General features: G+C 62.4%; 18 protein-coding genes. 8 read left to right on the forward strand and 10 right to left on the reverse strand.

From position 1 onward, the window contains the following. The 3 genes from P4U43_RS04455 to sigE are packed head-to-tail and all read right to left on the reverse strand — an operon-like array spanning position 1 to position 2,103. Positions 1 to 450 carry a Sec-independent protein translocase family protein gene (locus P4U43_RS04455; RefSeq protein ID WP_277357640.1) on the reverse strand — a complete coding sequence of 150 codons (450 nt, stop codon included), beginning with the start codon at positions 448 to 450 and terminating at the stop codon, positions 1 to 3. Between the two features lie 41 nt (positions 451 to 491). Beyond that, a complete protein-coding gene (locus tag P4U43_RS04460; RefSeq protein ID WP_277357641.1) occupies positions 492 to 1,463 on the reverse strand; it encodes an anti-sigma factor family protein in 972 nt (323 codons plus the stop codon). Positions 1,464 to 1,467: 4 nt separating this feature from the next. Then, the gene (sigE, locus tag P4U43_RS04465; RefSeq protein WP_277357642.1) at positions 1,468 to 2,103 is read right to left on the reverse strand and encodes an RNA polymerase sigma factor SigE; all 636 of its coding nucleotides are present in this window, start codon (positions 2,101 to 2,103) and stop codon (positions 1,468 to 1,470) included. Positions 2,104 to 2,407: 304 nt separating this feature from the next. Between sigE and P4U43_RS04470 the strand changes: the two genes are divergently transcribed. Next, positions 2,408 to 3,046 (forward strand): O-methyltransferase, encoded by a 639-nt coding sequence (locus tag P4U43_RS04470; protein ID WP_277357643.1) that lies wholly within the window; start codon positions 2,408 to 2,410, stop codon positions 3,044 to 3,046. A gap of 25 nt (positions 3,047 to 3,071) precedes the next feature. On the opposite strand, the gene P4U43_RS04475 is transcribed toward P4U43_RS04470, so the two are convergent. From P4U43_RS04475 to P4U43_RS04490, 4 genes are all read right to left on the reverse strand, one after another. Beyond that, positions 3,072 to 3,239: a DUF3117 domain-containing protein gene (locus tag P4U43_RS04475; RefSeq protein ID WP_081737717.1), complete on the reverse strand. Its 168-nt coding sequence runs from the start codon at positions 3,237 to 3,239 to the stop codon at positions 3,072 to 3,074. Positions 3,240 to 3,386: 147 nt separating this feature from the next. Beyond that, positions 3,387 to 3,965, reverse strand: coding sequence for a DNA-3-methyladenine glycosylase I (locus tag P4U43_RS04480; protein WP_277357644.1), 579 nt, complete (start codon positions 3,963 to 3,965; stop codon positions 3,387 to 3,389). Further along, the gene (locus tag P4U43_RS04485) at positions 3,962 to 4,291 is read right to left on the reverse strand and encodes a DivIVA domain-containing protein (RefSeq protein WP_277357645.1); all 330 of its coding nucleotides are present in this window, start codon (positions 4,289 to 4,291) and stop codon (positions 3,962 to 3,964) included. The genes P4U43_RS04480 and P4U43_RS04485 overlap by 4 nt, the downstream gene beginning before the upstream one ends. 3 nt (positions 4,292 to 4,294) lie before the next feature. After that, positions 4,295 to 5,077: an LOG family protein gene (locus P4U43_RS04490; protein ID WP_277357646.1), complete on the reverse strand. Its 783-nt coding sequence runs from the start codon at positions 5,075 to 5,077 to the stop codon at positions 4,295 to 4,297. Positions 5,078 to 5,194: 117 nt separating this feature from the next. On the opposite strand from P4U43_RS04490, the gene P4U43_RS04495 reads away from it, so the two are divergent. The 4 genes from P4U43_RS04495 (at position 5,195) to P4U43_RS04510 (ending at position 8,489) form a co-directional block, all read left to right on the forward strand. After that, positions 5,195 to 5,983 carry an amino acid ABC transporter ATP-binding protein gene (locus tag P4U43_RS04495; protein ID WP_277357647.1) on the forward strand — a complete coding sequence of 263 codons (789 nt, stop codon included), beginning with the start codon at positions 5,195 to 5,197 and terminating at the stop codon, positions 5,981 to 5,983. Between the two features lie 42 nt (positions 5,984 to 6,025). Next, positions 6,026 to 6,868 carry a glutamate ABC transporter substrate-binding protein gene (locus P4U43_RS04500; protein WP_277357648.1) on the forward strand — a complete coding sequence of 281 codons (843 nt, stop codon included), beginning with the start codon at positions 6,026 to 6,028 and terminating at the stop codon, positions 6,866 to 6,868. Between the two features lie 68 nt (positions 6,869 to 6,936). Further along, the gene (locus P4U43_RS04505) at positions 6,937 to 7,614 is read left to right on the forward strand and encodes an amino acid ABC transporter permease (protein ID WP_277357649.1); all 678 of its coding nucleotides are present in this window, start codon (positions 6,937 to 6,939) and stop codon (positions 7,612 to 7,614) included. After that, positions 7,611 to 8,489, forward strand: a complete 879-nt coding sequence (locus P4U43_RS04510) for an amino acid ABC transporter permease (protein ID WP_277357650.1) — start codon at positions 7,611 to 7,613, stop codon at positions 8,487 to 8,489. The genes P4U43_RS04505 and P4U43_RS04510 overlap by 4 nt, the downstream gene beginning before the upstream one ends. Positions 8,490 to 8,539: 50 nt before the next feature. Here P4U43_RS04510 and dapE read toward each other — a convergent pair whose 3' ends face one another. Next, entirely contained in the window at positions 8,540 to 9,631 is a 1,092-nt protein-coding gene (dapE, locus tag P4U43_RS04515) for a succinyl-diaminopimelate desuccinylase (RefSeq protein ID WP_277357651.1), read from the reverse strand. A gap of 118 nt (positions 9,632 to 9,749) precedes the next feature. On the opposite strand from dapE, the gene dapD reads away from it, so the two are divergent. Both dapD and P4U43_RS04525 read left to right on the forward strand, forming a co-directional pair. After that, positions 9,750 to 10,718 (forward strand): 2,3,4,5-tetrahydropyridine-2,6-dicarboxylate N-succinyltransferase, encoded by a 969-nt coding sequence (dapD, locus tag P4U43_RS04520; RefSeq protein ID WP_277357652.1) that lies wholly within the window; start codon positions 9,750 to 9,752, stop codon positions 10,716 to 10,718. Between the two features lie 8 nt (positions 10,719 to 10,726). After that, positions 10,727 to 11,596, forward strand: a complete 870-nt coding sequence (locus P4U43_RS04525; protein WP_056544339.1) for a hypothetical protein — start codon at positions 10,727 to 10,729, stop codon at positions 11,594 to 11,596. Positions 11,597 to 11,602: 6 nt separating this feature from the next. Here the strand turns inward: P4U43_RS04525 and P4U43_RS04530 are convergent, their stop codons facing one another. Then, positions 11,603 to 12,214, reverse strand: a complete 612-nt coding sequence (locus P4U43_RS04530; RefSeq protein ID WP_277357653.1) for a hypothetical protein — start codon at positions 12,212 to 12,214, stop codon at positions 11,603 to 11,605. Between the two features lie 146 nt (positions 12,215 to 12,360). Between P4U43_RS04530 and galE the strand changes: the two genes are divergently transcribed. Continuing rightward, on the forward strand, positions 12,361 to 13,374 hold the full coding sequence (gene galE / locus P4U43_RS04535; protein ID WP_277357654.1) for a UDP-glucose 4-epimerase GalE: 1,014 nt from the start codon (positions 12,361 to 12,363) through the stop codon (positions 13,372 to 13,374). 94 nt (positions 13,375 to 13,468) lie between these two features. Here the strand turns inward: galE and P4U43_RS04540 are convergent, their stop codons facing one another. Beyond that, complete coding sequence (locus P4U43_RS04540) at positions 13,469 to 14,752, reverse strand: citrate synthase (protein WP_277357655.1); 1,284 nt, start codon at positions 14,750 to 14,752, stop codon at positions 13,469 to 13,471. Between the last annotated feature and the right edge of the window lie 128 nt (positions 14,753 to 14,880).

Below are 14,880 nucleotides of genomic sequence, written 5' to 3' on the forward strand. Positions count from 1 at the left end.
TCAAGTGGCCTCGTGATCATAAGGGGCGGCCTGACCGGCGCTCAGGCGTGGGGAGCTGACCGGAGTCTGCGCCGGTGCGGTGCCCTCCGGCGAGTTGACTGAAGCTGCACCGTTCGCCGTTGCTCCGGATGAAGCTGCGATTGAGCGGGACTGGGGTTTCGAGCCGTTTTCACTGACGGGTTTGATGGCGTCTTCGATGTCATCAAGAAGGGCCTCCTTGATGATGCGCCGCGGATCATACTGGCGTGGGTCGAGCTTGCGCCAGTCGACGTCGTCGAATTCGGTGCCTACTTCTTCACGAAGTTGTTCGCGGGCTCCGGTGGCCATCCGGCGCAGCCCCTTGACCAATTGCGCAAGTTGGGAAGCGTATTCGGGCAGCCGTTCGGGACCAAGGACGATGACAGCGATGAGCGCCAAAAGAAGGAACTCGTATCCGTTGATTCCAAACACCTTCGAAGCCTACCTGCAGGACAACCCTGAATCTATTTACGTCACGGCGCCGGCTGCGCCAGCTTCCCAAGCCCGCGGAGGATGCGGCTCAGGGGGTCGCTCGGTGCATCCGGGCGTGAATAGGCCAGCTGGGAGTGTTCATTGAACATCAACTGGCTGACCGCACGCGGCATGTCGGCGACGGGCAGGGTGGAGACCACTGTGTACGTGGCGGAACCGGAATCGATCACAAGCTGCCACGCGCGACCCGGATGCAGCCAAACCGTCTGTTCTGCCCCGCCGATCTCCTCGAATCCATCCTCTTCGACGGTGTTGCCGGTTGCCGCATTGACCGGAGCGGCCTCCATGCCCTCGGTCCCGCCGCGCTGTTCGTAAATGGTCAGGGAATGGCTTCCGTCGGAGAGTTCCAACTGCAGGGTGGGCCTGCCTTCGATCTCAAGCGCTTCAGCGCGGACGAGATCGAAACCGAGCGTCTGCAACTCGGGACAGAACCAGCCGTCGTCACGCAGCTGGTCAATCTGCGTGGAGGTCAAAGTGGCCGGCGCGGCTGTTGCCACGGTCTGGAAGCTTTCCGTCACCGACGCTGAACCGCCTGCAGCCGTCAGGTCACCGGCGTTCACCTCCGATCCAAGCGCGTACGCGGCCGTGAGCGTTGCTACTGCGGCGACGGCGAGTGCGCTGCCCACGGCGATGACGGCACGGTTGCGGTGCATGAACGGCTCGTCGACGGGGACGCTCTCATCGAGAGTGAGGTGAGTCGCCGAAATTCCAGCAGCTCGAGGCTGAGACACATCACCCGATTGCTCCGTGGATCTGCGCAGAATACGCTCGAACAGCTCCTCGGACGGTCCCGGGGTGGATGTGCTCCTCAGCCGCCGGCGGATAGCCTGTTCCTGCTCCACGACTTCGTGGCACTGGTTGCAGCGAAGCAGGTGCTTCTCGACGGCGCACTGACGAGCCAGACTGAGCTCGCCCGCCACATAGTCGATCAGGAAACGGGTTGGGTGGCGCATGGATCTAGCGGGCACCTGCTATGCGCGGCAGGCTGAGGCGGGGTGGGGCGGATTCGGACTGCCGGGGATCCCGGTGGGCAAGTTTCTCCCGAAGGATGGTGCGGCCACGGTGGATCCGAGAGCGCACAGTACCGAGCTTGACGCCGAGCGCGCGCGCAACTTCGTCATACGGAAGTCCCTCCAGGTCACACAGGACAACAGCAGCACGGAAGTCCGGCGGCAGCTCCTCAAGGGCCGCCTGTACGTCGAGGTCGAGGTTGTTGAATTCGAAGCTGCGTTCCGGGCTGGGGTGGGTGCTGGGCAGGCGATTCTCGGCATCATCGGCAAGCCCATCGAAGCGGATGCGATTCTTGCGCCGTGCCTGATCCAGGAAGAGGTTGGTGGTGATGCGGTGAAGCCAGCCGTCCAGCGTTCCGGGCTTGAAGTTAGCAAGCGAACGGAAGACACGCACGAAAACCTCCTGCGTGAGGTCCTCGGCATCATACTTGTTGCCAGTCAGCCGGTATGCAAGCCTGTAGACCTTTGGTGAGTGGTCCCTGACCACTTCCTCCCATGTTGGAGGGACCCAGTCGGATACCTCCTGATCGTGCTCTCCGGTGGTGGCGTTCCCTGCTGGTGCCACTATGCGCGAAGTAGACATCGACCTTCTCCTCTCGCCCTCGATTGAATGTGCGCGATGCCCGCCTATAGAGCCGGAACCGCGTGCATATGGTATTCGGGGCTTTGCCTCTTTTGGATGCCTCGGATCGCATCTCTTGCATATTCATGGTGCCGGATGTAGCTGAGAGCCCGCTGAATAAATGGCGCGAGTCTCCGGGACGCGCGGCTGTCCGGAAACGGCGTTACCGGTGCCCATCCCGGATCGGCAGTAGGCTGGAAGCGGCGGCGTCCGGTAGCCCGGACGGCTACGATCACCCTTTGGCTCCTGGACAGAACGGAACATCATGAGCGCGCAGAAGCAGGCGAATTGGTCCTACACGGAAGGCCTGCCCGTTGAAGATGATGTTTTGCTCCGGGCGAGGGACCGATCCCACGAGCTCGGAGTTTCCCCCGTCAGTACGGGAATTGCGGCGGCTCTGACGGTACTCGCTGCTGCGTCAAAAGCGATGACCGTGGTGGAAGTCGGCGCCGGGGCGGGTGTTTCCGGCGTATGCCTGCTGCGCGGCATGGGCCAGAACTCAGTGCTGACAACTATCGATTCGGATGTAGACCATCTTCGGGCTGCACGCGAGGCCTATGCCGAGGCAGGAATTCCGGCGAACCGCACCCGGACTATTTCCGGGCGGGCAGCCGACGTACTTCCCCGCTTGACCGATGCTGCCTACGACCTTGTTTTCATCGATGCGGACAAGGCCAACCTTCCGCTCTACGCTGACCAGGCAGTCCGTCTGTTGAAGCGCGGAGGACTGATTCTGATCAACGACGCCCTTGACGGTGGCAAGGTTGCCGACCCCGCGGTACGGGACGCCTCCACGAACACCTTGCGGCAGGTAGGCAAGACGCTGCGCACTAACGATCAGTTGGTCAGCACGCTGGTGCCGGCCGGGAATGGTCTCCTGATGGCCGTCAAGATGCCGGCCTGAACTTCCGCCTGAAAACCCTGGTTCTCTAACCCGTTACCGTGAGCAGGCAATCCTTGAGCTTGCCTGCTTCTTCAGCGTTGAGCTCGACGACGAGGCGTCCACCGCCGTCGATCGGAACCCGCATGATGAGGCTGCGTCCCTCTTTGGTGACCTCCATGGGTCCATCACCGGTACGGGGTTTCATCGCAGCCATCTAAGTAGTTTCCTTCCACGGTGCGCGACCGGACGAAGGCCGCGGTCAACATTGCACGGCGGAGACTCCCCCGTACGCTCGTCCTTTCCCTATTATCCCGCAGAAGTGCGTGCCGAGCTAATCGCAGGTGCGGCGCCCATCACACCGCTACGCTGAATTGTTCCGCACCCAGCAGGACGCAAGGTGGTCGTTGACGTATCCGGTTGCCTGCTGCATGGCATAGGCGGTGGTGGGACCGACGAAGCGGAACCCGCGGGATCGGAGTTCTTTCGCAAGCGCGACAGACTCCGGCACTACGGCGGGAACATCGGTGAGTGCTTGCGGCGCTGGTTTCGGCGCCGGCCGGTGCGCGTCCAGGATTCCTCCAAGCGTTGTGCCCGCGGGCAACGCGAGGAGCGCGTGGGCGTTCGCAATGGTTGCGAGGATTTTGGCCCGGTTGCGCACAATGCCTGCATCGCCGAGGAGGCGTGTGACGTCGTCGTCATCGAAAGCGGCAACTCTCCGCGGCTCGAATCCGGCGAAAGCCACACGAAAATTCTCCCGCTTGCGGAGGATAGTGATCCAGCTCAGCCCGGACTGGAACGCTTCGAGACTGATCCTTTCGAAGAGCGCAGCCTCGCCCGTGACCGGGCGTCCCCATTCGTTGTCATGGTAGGCCTCGTAGTCCGCGCTCGACACTGCCCAACCGCACCGCAGGCGGCCATCGCTGCCGCTGACCGCGCTCACCGGCGCTCCCGGTTCTGCTCCTGTAGTGCTTCAATGAGAGCATCGCGTTCGGCGAGGGCGGCTGCCAGACTGTCCAGGACCTCGTCCACCTGATCCATGCGATACCCACGCAGCCCAAGCGAAAAGCGGACACTGCCGATGTCCGTAGCGCTCGGGTGTTCCGGGAGCAGGACCGGCGGCAGGGAAGGCGTCGGTTCAACCAGGCCGGGAAGGGCTCCGGGCTCTCCTCCTGAAGACCCGCTCCCGCGGGGCCACCCACGCCCGACGGCGAAGAACGCAGTGGCGCCCACTGCCGCAACCGCAACCACAACGAGGAAAACCGTCATGGCTTAGGGCCCGGTGTGCCGTGCTGTATCAGCGAGTACGGCACGTACGGCGTCGGCCGGGTCATCGACCAGGTGAACCAGTGACAGGTCCTTCTCCGAAATCATTCCGTTGGCGAGCAGCGTGTTCCGCACCCAGTTCCACAGCGGACCCCAGAACTCGGAACCGATCAGTACGATCGGGAAGGACGTGACCTTCTGCGTCTGGACCAGCGTCATCGCTTCAAAGAGCTCATCCAGGGTTCCGAAGCCTCCGGGCAACACAATGAAGCCCTGTGCGTACTTGACGAACATTGTCTTGCGGGCGAAAAAATAGCGGAAGTTGATGCCGAGATCCACCCACTCGTTCATGCCCTGTTCGAAGGGCAGTTCGATGCCGAGCCCCACGGAAACACCGCCGGCCTCGCAGGCACCCTTGTTCGCAGCCTCCATTGCACCCGGGCCGCCGCCGGTGATGACGGCGTACCCGGCTTCCACCAGGAGCCGTCCCACTTCTTCACCCATTGCGTAGTACGGGGAATCCCTCGGAGTCCGCGCGGAGCCAAAAACGCTGATCGCCCGACCCAATTCGGACAGGGTTCCAAAACCTTCCACGAATTCGCTTTGGATCCGCAGGACCCGCCAGGGATCAGTCTTGGTGAAGGGGGTTTCCTCATCGGAGTCCAACAGGTACTGATCGGACTGCGCCGTGCTCGCCTGGTCCCGACGGAGTTCTACCTGTCCGCGACGCCGCGCCGGTGCCGCGGGAGGGCCTGTGTGCTGATCGTTTGTGCCGCTGTGGGGACTCATATACCCAAGGCTAACCGCCGCAGGGACCCTTCCGCGTTGGTTGCTCTTGAATCACGATTTCCACTTTCGGCCAGCCGCTGTATCGCCGGTCGGGAATTCTTCGCTACATTTCTTTCTATGACTCGTGACACACAGTCGAGCACGCCAACGTCCGCGTCCAACTCGTCAGCACAGCCTCTCGTCTCTTTGAAGAACGTCAACAAGCACTTCGGTGAGCTGCATGTACTCAAGGACATCAACCTCGAAGTTGCCCGCGGCGAGGTGGTGGTGGTGATCGGCCCCTCCGGATCAGGCAAGTCCACGCTCTGCCGCGCCATCAACCGTCTGGAAACCATCGACAACGGCGAGATCCGGATCGACGGGAAGGAAATGCCGGCAGAAGGCAAGGCCCTGGCAAAGCTCCGTGCTGATGTCGGCATGGTCTTCCAATCCTTCAACCTGTTCGCGCACAAGTCCATCCTCGAGAACGTCTCTCTCGGCCCTGTGAAGGTCAAGGGGATGAAGGCCGCCGCAGCGAAAGAGCTTTCGATGTCGCTGCTGAAGCGCGTTGGCGTGGACAACCAGGCACAGAAGCTCCCCGCGCAGCTATCCGGGGGCCAGCAGCAGCGCGTCGCCATTGCACGGGCCCTCGCCATGCAGCCAAAGGTGATGCTGTTTGATGAACCGACGTCCGCGCTGGACCCGGAGATGATCAATGAGGTCCTGGATGCCATGGTTGCACTGGCCAAGGAAGGGATGACCATGATCGTGGTCACCCACGAGATGGGCTTTGCCCGCAAAGCTGCCGACCGCGTGATCTTCATGGCTGACGGCCAGATCGTTGAACAGGCCACCCCGGAAGAGTTCTTCACCAATCCGCAAAGTGATCGCGCCAAGGACTTCCTCGGCAAAATCCTTGCCCACTGACCACCTACGAATTCCCATCAGGAAATAACGCGAGGAGAAATCATGCGAAAAACACGATACGGCGCATTGGCGATGGCCGCGGCTGCCGCACTCACCCTGTCCGCCTGCGGCGGCGGAGGCGAGCCTGAAGGCGGCGGAGAAGGCACCGGCGAAGCAGCTGCTGATTCCGTACGCATTGGCATCAAGTTCGATCAGCCCGGCCTCGGCTTCGACGAGGGCGGCGAGTACACCGGCTTCGACGTCGATGTGGCCAAGTACGTAGCAGGCGAGCTCGGCTACAGCGAAGACCAGATTGAATGGGTGGAAGCCCCTTCGGCCAACCGCGAGAACATGCTGGCCAACGAGCAGGTTGACATGATTTTCGCAACGTACTCGATTACGGACACCCGCAAGGAAACCGTCGACTTCGCCGGTCCATACTTCATTGCCGGTCAGGACCTGCTGGTTCCTGCGGACAGCGACATCTCCGGTCCTGAAGATCTTGAGGGCAAGAACCTCTGCTCAGTCACCGGATCAACGTCGGCGACCAAGATCAAGGAAGAGTACCCCGGCGTCAACCTTGTCGAGCAGCCAGGCTACGCCGAGTGCGTTTCCGTCATGGCGAGCGGTGCTATTGACGCCGTCACCACCGATGACATCATCCTTGCCGGTCTCGCTGCCAATGCGGAAAGCGGCGACTTCAAGGTTGTCGGCAACACCTTCTCGGAGGAGCGCTACGGAGTCGGCCTCACCAAGGGGAGCGAGCTCTGCTCGGACATCAACGCGGCGATCGAGAAGATGATCGAAGAAGGCGCCTGGGAAGAAGCACTGGCGAACAACCTTGAAGGCGTTGACTACGAGCCGAACTCGGAACTGAACCCGCCGACGCCCGATGACTGCGTCTGATTGACACTCATCGCGGTGGGGCGGCTCCGGCTGTCCCACCGCTCATCTATGTATGGGAGGCCGAATAAATGGAGGACTATCTGTCCCTCCTGGTCGAATACGATGTCCTCGGGGCATTCTGGGTCAATATTCAGCTGACCCTGTGGGCTGGGGTTTGGGCGCTGTTGCTGGGCACGCTTCTCGCGCTCATGCGAATCTCACCCATCGCGAGCCTGCAATGGCTCGGCGCGGCGTACGTCAACATCTTCAGGAACACGCCCCTGACGATCATCCTCGCCTTCGGGTTCCTCGGCCTGTTCGGCCAACTCGGCTTCACGCTTGCTGAAGACCTCAATGTCAGCCTCTTCCGGATCGCTATCCTCGGGCTTGCCATTTACCACGCAGCCTTCGTTTGTGAAGCTATTCGCAGCGGAGTGAACACGGTCCCCCTCGGCCAGGCTGAAGCGGCCCGTGCAATAGGTCTCAGTTTCATGCCGGCTGCCCGCCTGATCATTCTCCCGCAGGCGTTCCGAGGGGCGATTGCGCCGCTCGGTAACGTACTGATTGCGCTCATCAAGAATTCGACGGTCGCGGCAGCGGGATCAGTTGCCATCGAGACCTCAACGGTGATGAAGGAGATGATCGAGTTCCGCTCCGACGTTATTTATCCAATTTTCTTCACATTCGCGCTCGGATTCGTCATTCTCGTCATCCCAATCGGCCTGCTCACAACCTGGGCTTCGAAGAAACTGGCGGTGGCACGATGAGCGTACAGCAGGTTCTGTTTGATGCGCCGGGCCCGAAGTCCCGTCGCAATATACTGATCGGCAACATCATCGGTGCCGTTCTGATTGTCGGACTCATCGGCTATCTGATCATGGCACTGGCCGCTCAGGGGCAGTTTGCGCCCGAAAAATGGACTCCATTCCTGGAGTGGGACACCTGGCGGTTCTTCCTGCTCGAGGGGCTGCTCTACACCCTCCGTGCGGCCGCTATCTCGGTTGTCACCTCTATCGTCTTCGGTTTGATCTTCGGTTTGGGTCGACTTTCCCATGTTGCGGTCATCCGGTGGATCAGCGGAATCGTCGTCGAATTTTTCCGGGCAGTACCCGTGCTCCTCATGATGATCTTCTTCTGGTTGCTCCTCGGCACCCTTGACCTCCTCCGTCCGCAGGACTCGCCGTTCGCTGCGGTAGTCCTCGGACTCACGCTGTATAACGGTTCGGTCATCGCCGAACTCGTGCGGTCCGGCGTGTTCAACCTCCCGAAAGGACAGCGAGAGGCAGGACTGGCGATCGGTATGACGAGAAGTCAGTCGCTGCGCTCGATCGAGGTTCCACAGGCACTGGTCGCCATGCTGCCTGCACTAGTCAGCCAGTTTGTCGTCATCCTCAAAGACTCAGCGCTGGGGTACATCATCACGTACTCCGAGCTACTCGCCTACTCCCGTCGGTTGGGATCGGGCGAGGGAAACATCTTCCAGGCCCTCATCGTCGCTGCGGTGATCTTTATCATCATCAACTTCATGTTGACCACTTTCGCCACCAAGCTCTCCGGCCGATTGAGCTTCAGGACGGGCGGGAAGACCCGTAAGGACAAGAACGAGAAAGTACTTTTGACCGACCCGACTAACGCCGGTTAGACCAAACGCAGATTCCTCCGTCGAACAACTGGCTCGCCTCGACCTCAGGTCTAGGCGAGCCAGTCGCTTAATGCCTTGAGGCAGGTGCGGACAGCATCTGCATGGACGTGTTCGTCGTCCGAGTGTGCAAGGAGCGCGTCGCCGGGACCGAAGTTCACGGCGGGTATGCCGAGTGCGCTGAAACGCGCCACGTCGGTCCAGCCGTACTTCGGCTTCGGCTCCCCACCGACTGCAGCGACGAAGGCAGCGGCAGCTGGATGGTTCAGCCCGGGGCGCGCGCCGGCTGCCGCATCCGTCCGCTCCACCTCAAAACCAGCAAGCAGGTCACGCACATACTTTTCGGCGTCCTCGGGGGTCTTATCCGGAGCAAACCGGTAATTCACCTCGGCAACGGCACGATCGGGAATGACATTCCCCGCGGTGCCACCGCTGATCAGGACAGCATTGAGGCTCTCCCGGAAATCCAGTCCGTCCACCGATACCGTGGCCGGCTCGTGGTCCCGAAGCCGAACAAGCACCTCCGCCATTGCGTGAATGGCGTTCTCCCCCATCCAGGCCCGTGCAGAGTGGGCGGCGCGCCCCGTCGTCGTGACATTGAAGCGGGCCGTTCCATTGCAGCCGCCTTCGACAGTGCCGTTGGTGGGTTCGAGCAGCACCGCGAAATCCGCCTCGAGCCAGTCCGGATACCTTTCGGCCAACCGGCCCAGTCCACTGAGGGATGCCTCGACTTCCTCATGGTCATAAAAGACGTAGGTGATGTCCCGGGACGGCTCTGTCAGCGCGGCAGCAAGCGCCAACTGGACGGCGACTCCGCCCTTCATGTCGGTGGCACCGCGTCCATAGAGAACCTCGCCCTCCCAGGTGCTCGGGACGGTACCGCGGGAGCCTGGCACATGCGGCAGCGGCACAGTATCGAGATGACCGGCCAGGATGACCCGTTCGGCACGGCCGAGGTTGGTGCGGCCGATCAGCGAATCACCGTCCCGGACCACTTCCAGGTGGGAACACGCGCGAAGGATCCCCTCCACCTCTTCAGCCAATGCCCGTTCGTTACCCGAGACACTGTTGATGTCGATGATGTCCGCGGTGAGCTGAGCCACATCGGCGAAGGGATCAAGGCGCGCGCTGTCGGAAGCTGTCATGATCCCCAGCGTACTGGCCTCCCGCCCCGCGCCGAGCGAAGCGAGGGGTGGGAAGCCGGGCGTGCGTACTGGGCGATGTGGCGGGAGCCGGTAACAGCTACTCGGTAGAATGGAAGCCATGACTGAAACGGCTTCTGCTTCCCTGACCCCCTCCGAGACCTCCACGCGGACCGCCTTCGGCGTCGGCCTGGCCACGCTGGCTGAAGACGGAACGACACTCGATGTCTGGTATCCGCAGCCGGTTCTTGGCGACGCTTCAGGCGAGGCCGATGCGCTGCGCAGCGAACTAGCGGCTATTGCAGCGCCGGACGCGCTGCGCGGAGTGACCCAGGAAGTAGTCACCACCGTGTCTTCGCTCGACGACGCGCCCGCCGACGCAGCGGATGCCTACCTCCGGCTCCACCTGCTCTCGCACCGGCTCGTCCAGCCGAACAGCATAAACCTCGACGGCCTCTTCGGACTGCTCGCGAACGTCGTGTGGACAAACTTCGGCCCGTGCGCCGTCAACAACTTCGAAACCACCCGCCTGCGCCTGCGTTCCCGCGGCACGGTGGTGGTGTACGGCGTGGACAAGTTCCCACGCATGGTCGATTACGTGATGCCCTCGGGCGTTCGGATCGCCGACGCCGATCGGGTTCGCCTGGGCGCACACCTCGCCGAGGGGACCACCGTCATGCACGAAGGTTTCGTCAACTTCAATGCGGGAACTCTGGGCCACTCAATGGTCGAGGGACGCATTTCCGCCGGCGTCGTCGTGGGCAACGGCTCCGATATCGGCGGCGGGTCCTCGATCATGGGTACCCTCTCAGGCGGCGGCAAGGAACGCATCAGCATCGGCGAGCGCTGCCTCCTGAGCGCACAGGCCGGGATCGGTATCTCCCTCGGTGACGACTGCGTGGTGGAGGCCGGCCTCTACATCACGGCAGGAACCAAGGTGACCCTCCCGGATGGCTCGATCGCCAAGGCTGCCGACCTCTCGGGGCAGTCCGGAGTGCTCTTCATCCGCAACTCGACCACCGGCGTCGTCGAAGCCCGGCAGCGCTCGGGGCAGGGCATCGCACTGAACGCTGCGCTCCACGCCAACTAGGGATTTGAGTGCTCCAGACCAAGAAGCAGGCCCGACGACGGCGCCGCCTTCGCGCAGCCGGTGTCCTCACGCTGTTGACGGCGGTGGTCGGCGGTGGAGCCTACCTGGCCATCAGCCAACTGAACTCCTCTGAGGTGCTGGTCCGTGAGCGGTGCAGCGCCGTCGTCGGTACGGATACCTATGAGCTGGCGCCGGAGCAGGCCGCAAACGCATCCACCATCGCGGGAGTAGCCGTGACCCGTGGCCTGCCGCCGCGCGCGGTATCGATTGCGCTGGCCACCGCCGTCCAGGAATCGGGCCTGCGGAATTTGGACTACGGCGACCAGGCGGGGCCGGACTCCCGGGGACTGTTTCAGCAGCGTCCGTCCCAAGGCTGGGGCACCGAGGAGCAGGTGCAGGATCCCATTTACGCAGCCGGAGCGTTTTACGATGAGCTGGTCACGGTTCCGGGATACCAGAGTCTGCCCATCACGGAGGCCGCACAGCTCGTTCAGCGCAGCGCTTACCCGGACGCTTATGCCGATCACGAGCCTGAGGCGCGCGCGTTCGCCTCAGCGCTGACGGGCCAATCCCCCGCCTCGCTGAACTGCGTACTGCGTAAGCCCGTTGCATCAGGCAGCGCGGCAGCGGTGACCGAACGCTTCGCAGCCGTCTTTCCAGCCCTACCCACAGCTGCAACCGAAGAGGGTCTCGTGACCAGCGCCTCCGGATCAGAGGGGTGGGCCGCGGCACAGTTTGCGGTGGCCAATGCCAAGGAACTGGGCATCACTTCCGTCTCCCATGCGGGACTGCAGTGGAACCGGGCCGACGGCGGCTGGACCACCGCAGAAACTGAGACCGGGCAGGTGCTGATCACCCTTGCCGAGGTCGCCGCCTAGCAGGCGCTACGCGATGATCTCCACCACCGGCTGGACATAGCTCCGGAAGGTCGCTTCGTCGTCGTAGAGGTCCTCGCTCAGAATGAGCATGTCCGGTTCGACATACCAGGCCCGGTCTTCGCTCAGCGGCAGCTCCACCACGGAGAGCGAGAAGTTCCTCGCGGGCCGTCCAAGTTCGAGTTCGCGTTCCCGGACGAGATCACCGAACCGCCGCTGGCCTACGTCGTGCATGCGCTGTTGTTCGCGCTCGCACCAGGATGCGTCACGCTCCTGCGTCCATTCCAATGCGGTCCCATAGTGAGCGTGGGTGAGGCGCTGAAGGGCGGGCATGGAGTCAAGCTCCGGGAAGTCCGGCGGCGTAGGAAGTACCGTACCGTTTCCGTATCCGGCAACCAGTTGGTACCACCAGGCCTCCCACTCCACCCGCAGCGCAGGAACGCCGCCGGCGGCGTGGACCACCTGGCGCGGATTCAGGCAGCGGACAGGGGGCTTCACCGGCGATACTGCAGGCTTGCCGATCACACCGAGGCCGGCGCAGTCCCGCAGATACAGCGCGAAGCACATGGCCAGAGACGTACCGGCTCCCACTTTCCAGGAGGGCGCTCCATTGACGTGCATGCGGTGTCCCCGCCTCTCCGCCGGCATAACCCGAACCGGCTCGCGCGTGATCCTCCAAGGGTAGACCGATAGCCCCAACGTCTCCAGAGCAAGAGCCTGGTGACTCACTTAGGTCCGAAATACCGCTGGTCGGTAGGCTTGAACCCATGAAGATACTCGTCACCGGCGGAAGCGGTTACATTGGCTCGCACACCACACTTGCACTCCTGGAGGCGGGCCACGACGTCGTCGTAGTGGACAACCTCTACAACTCAAGCGAAACCGCCCTGAGGCGGGTGGAGGAGCTGGCCGGCCGCGAGGTGGCTTTCCGCAAGGTGGATCTGCTCGACGAGCACGCGCTCGACGCCGTGTTCGAAGCCGAGGCCGTCGAGGCCGTAATCCATTTCGCCGGGCTGAAGGCCGTCGGTGAATCAGTGGAGAAGCCGCTGTTCTACTACCACAACAACGTGGGTGGAACCCTGAACCTGCTGCGCACCATGGACCGCCACAACGTGCGCACCCTGGTCTTCAGCTCCTCAGCCACCGTCTATGGCGCTTCCGAAGAGGTACCCCTCATCGAGAAAATGCCGCTGGACGCAACCAACCCCTACGGGCGCACCAAGGAGCAGATCGAGGACATCCTGAGCGACGTCGGTGCCTCCGACGCCCGCTGGAACATCGCGCTGCTGCGTTACTTCAATCCGGTGGGTGCGCATGAGTCAGGGCGGATCGGCGAAGATCCAACGGGTATCCCGAACAACCTGCTGCCCTTCGTGGCACAGGTGGCGGTCGGCAGGCGCGAAAAAGTCATGGTCTTCGGCAATGACTACCCGACCCCGGACGGCACGGGCGTCCGCGACTACATCCACGTGGTGGATCTCGCGGACGGCCACGTAGCTGCCCTGAACTTTCTCACCTCCCACTCCGGGGTGCACCGCTGGAACCTGGGGACAGGTAACGGCTCATCGGTGCTTGAGGTGCTCGCAGCCTTCTCCAGGGCGGCCGGCCACGAGATCCCCTACGAATTCGCTCCCCGGCGGCCGGGAGACGCAGCCGTCAGCTATGCGGACCCCTCGTCAGCATTGGCAGACCTTGGGTGGTCCGCGCATAAGTCACTGGACCAGATGTGCGAGGACCACTGGCGCTGGCAGAAGAACAACCCGCAGGGATACGCCTCCTAGCCAAGGCCACGGCAACGTGAAGTACGACGACGGCCGGTCACCTTCCTTGCGGAGGTAACCGGCCGTCGTCGTGCTGTTACTGCGTTTGGAACTTCTAGCGTGCGGGGTAGTGCCGCTCCCCGGCGCCCGTGTACAGCTGGCGCGGACGGCCGATCTTGGTCTGCGGATCCTGCATCATTTCGCGCCACTGCGCGATCCACCCCGGCAGGCGTCCGATCGCGAAGAGGACGGTGAACATTTTCTCCGGGAAGCCCATCGCCTTGTAGATGAGGCCGGTGTAGAAGTCCACGTTCGGGTAGAGCTTGCGTTCGATGAAGTAGTCATCAGCAAGGGCCTTCTCTTCGAGGCGCATTGCGATGTCCAGAAGCTCGTCGTTGCCGCCGAGCTTTGAAAGGATGTCGTGGGCGGTGGCCTTGACGATTTTGGCCCGCGGATCATAGTTCTTGTAGACGCGGTGCCCGAAGCCCATGAGCTTCACGCCGTCTTCCTTGTTCTTGACCTTCTCCATGAAGTCCTCGGGCTGCATGCCCTTGGCCTTGATCTCCCGGAGCATGTTCAGGACGGCTTCATTGGCGCCGCCATGCAGCGGGCCGAATAGCGCGTTGATGCCGGCGGAAATGGAAGCGAACATGTTGGCGTTCGAGCTTCCCACCAGGCGGACGGTGGAGGTGGAGCAGTTTTGCTCGTGGTCCGCATGAAGGATCAGCAGGAGGTCCAGCGCCTTAACCATGGTGGGATCGAGATCATAGGGCTCGGCAGGGAGGCCGAAGCACAAACGCATGAAGTTCTCCACTAGGTTCATGGAGTTGTCCGGGTACAGCATCGGCTGGCCGATGGACTTCTTGTGCGCGTACGCGGCAATGACCGGCAGCTTCGCCATCAGGCGGAACGTGGACAGCTCCACCTGCTCATCGTCGAACGGGTCCAGGGAGTCCTGGTAGAACGTGGACAGCGCCGAGACAGCTGAGGACAGCACCGGCATGGGGTGGGCGTCCCGTGGGAATCCGCCGAAGAAGCCCTTGAGCTCCTCGTGGAGGAGCGTGTGCCTGCGGATGCGGTTATCGAAGGCGGCGAGCTCAGTCGGTGTTGGCAGGTTCCCATAGATGAGCAGGTAGGAAACCTCAAGGAAACTCGAATGCTGGGCGAGCTGGTCGATGGGGTAGCCGCGGTAGCGCAGGATGCCCTGATCGCCGTCGATGTACGTGATTGCTGAGGTGGTGGCCGCGGTGTTCATGAAACCGGGATCGAAGGTAACGGCACCGGTCTGCTTGAGCAGCTTCGAGACATCGTACCCGTGGTTGCCCTCTGCCGCTTGGATCAGCGGGAGGCTCAGGCTTCCTCCGTCATACTGGAGTGAGGCGCCGTTGTGCTCAGTCATTGACTCTCCTTGTGGAGCTTATGGAAAAGCATGCGAAATTGCTGGATCAGCTCAGTCAGCTAAAACGCTACCGGCACAAACGCCTTCAGCACTAATCGGTTGAGGCGTTGTTGTGCAATAGCAACACG

The sequence above is a fragment of the Arthrobacter vasquezii genome, assembly GCF_029455255.1.
Lineage (GTDB): Bacteria > Actinomycetota > Actinomycetes > Actinomycetales > Micrococcaceae > Arthrobacter_D > Arthrobacter_D parietis.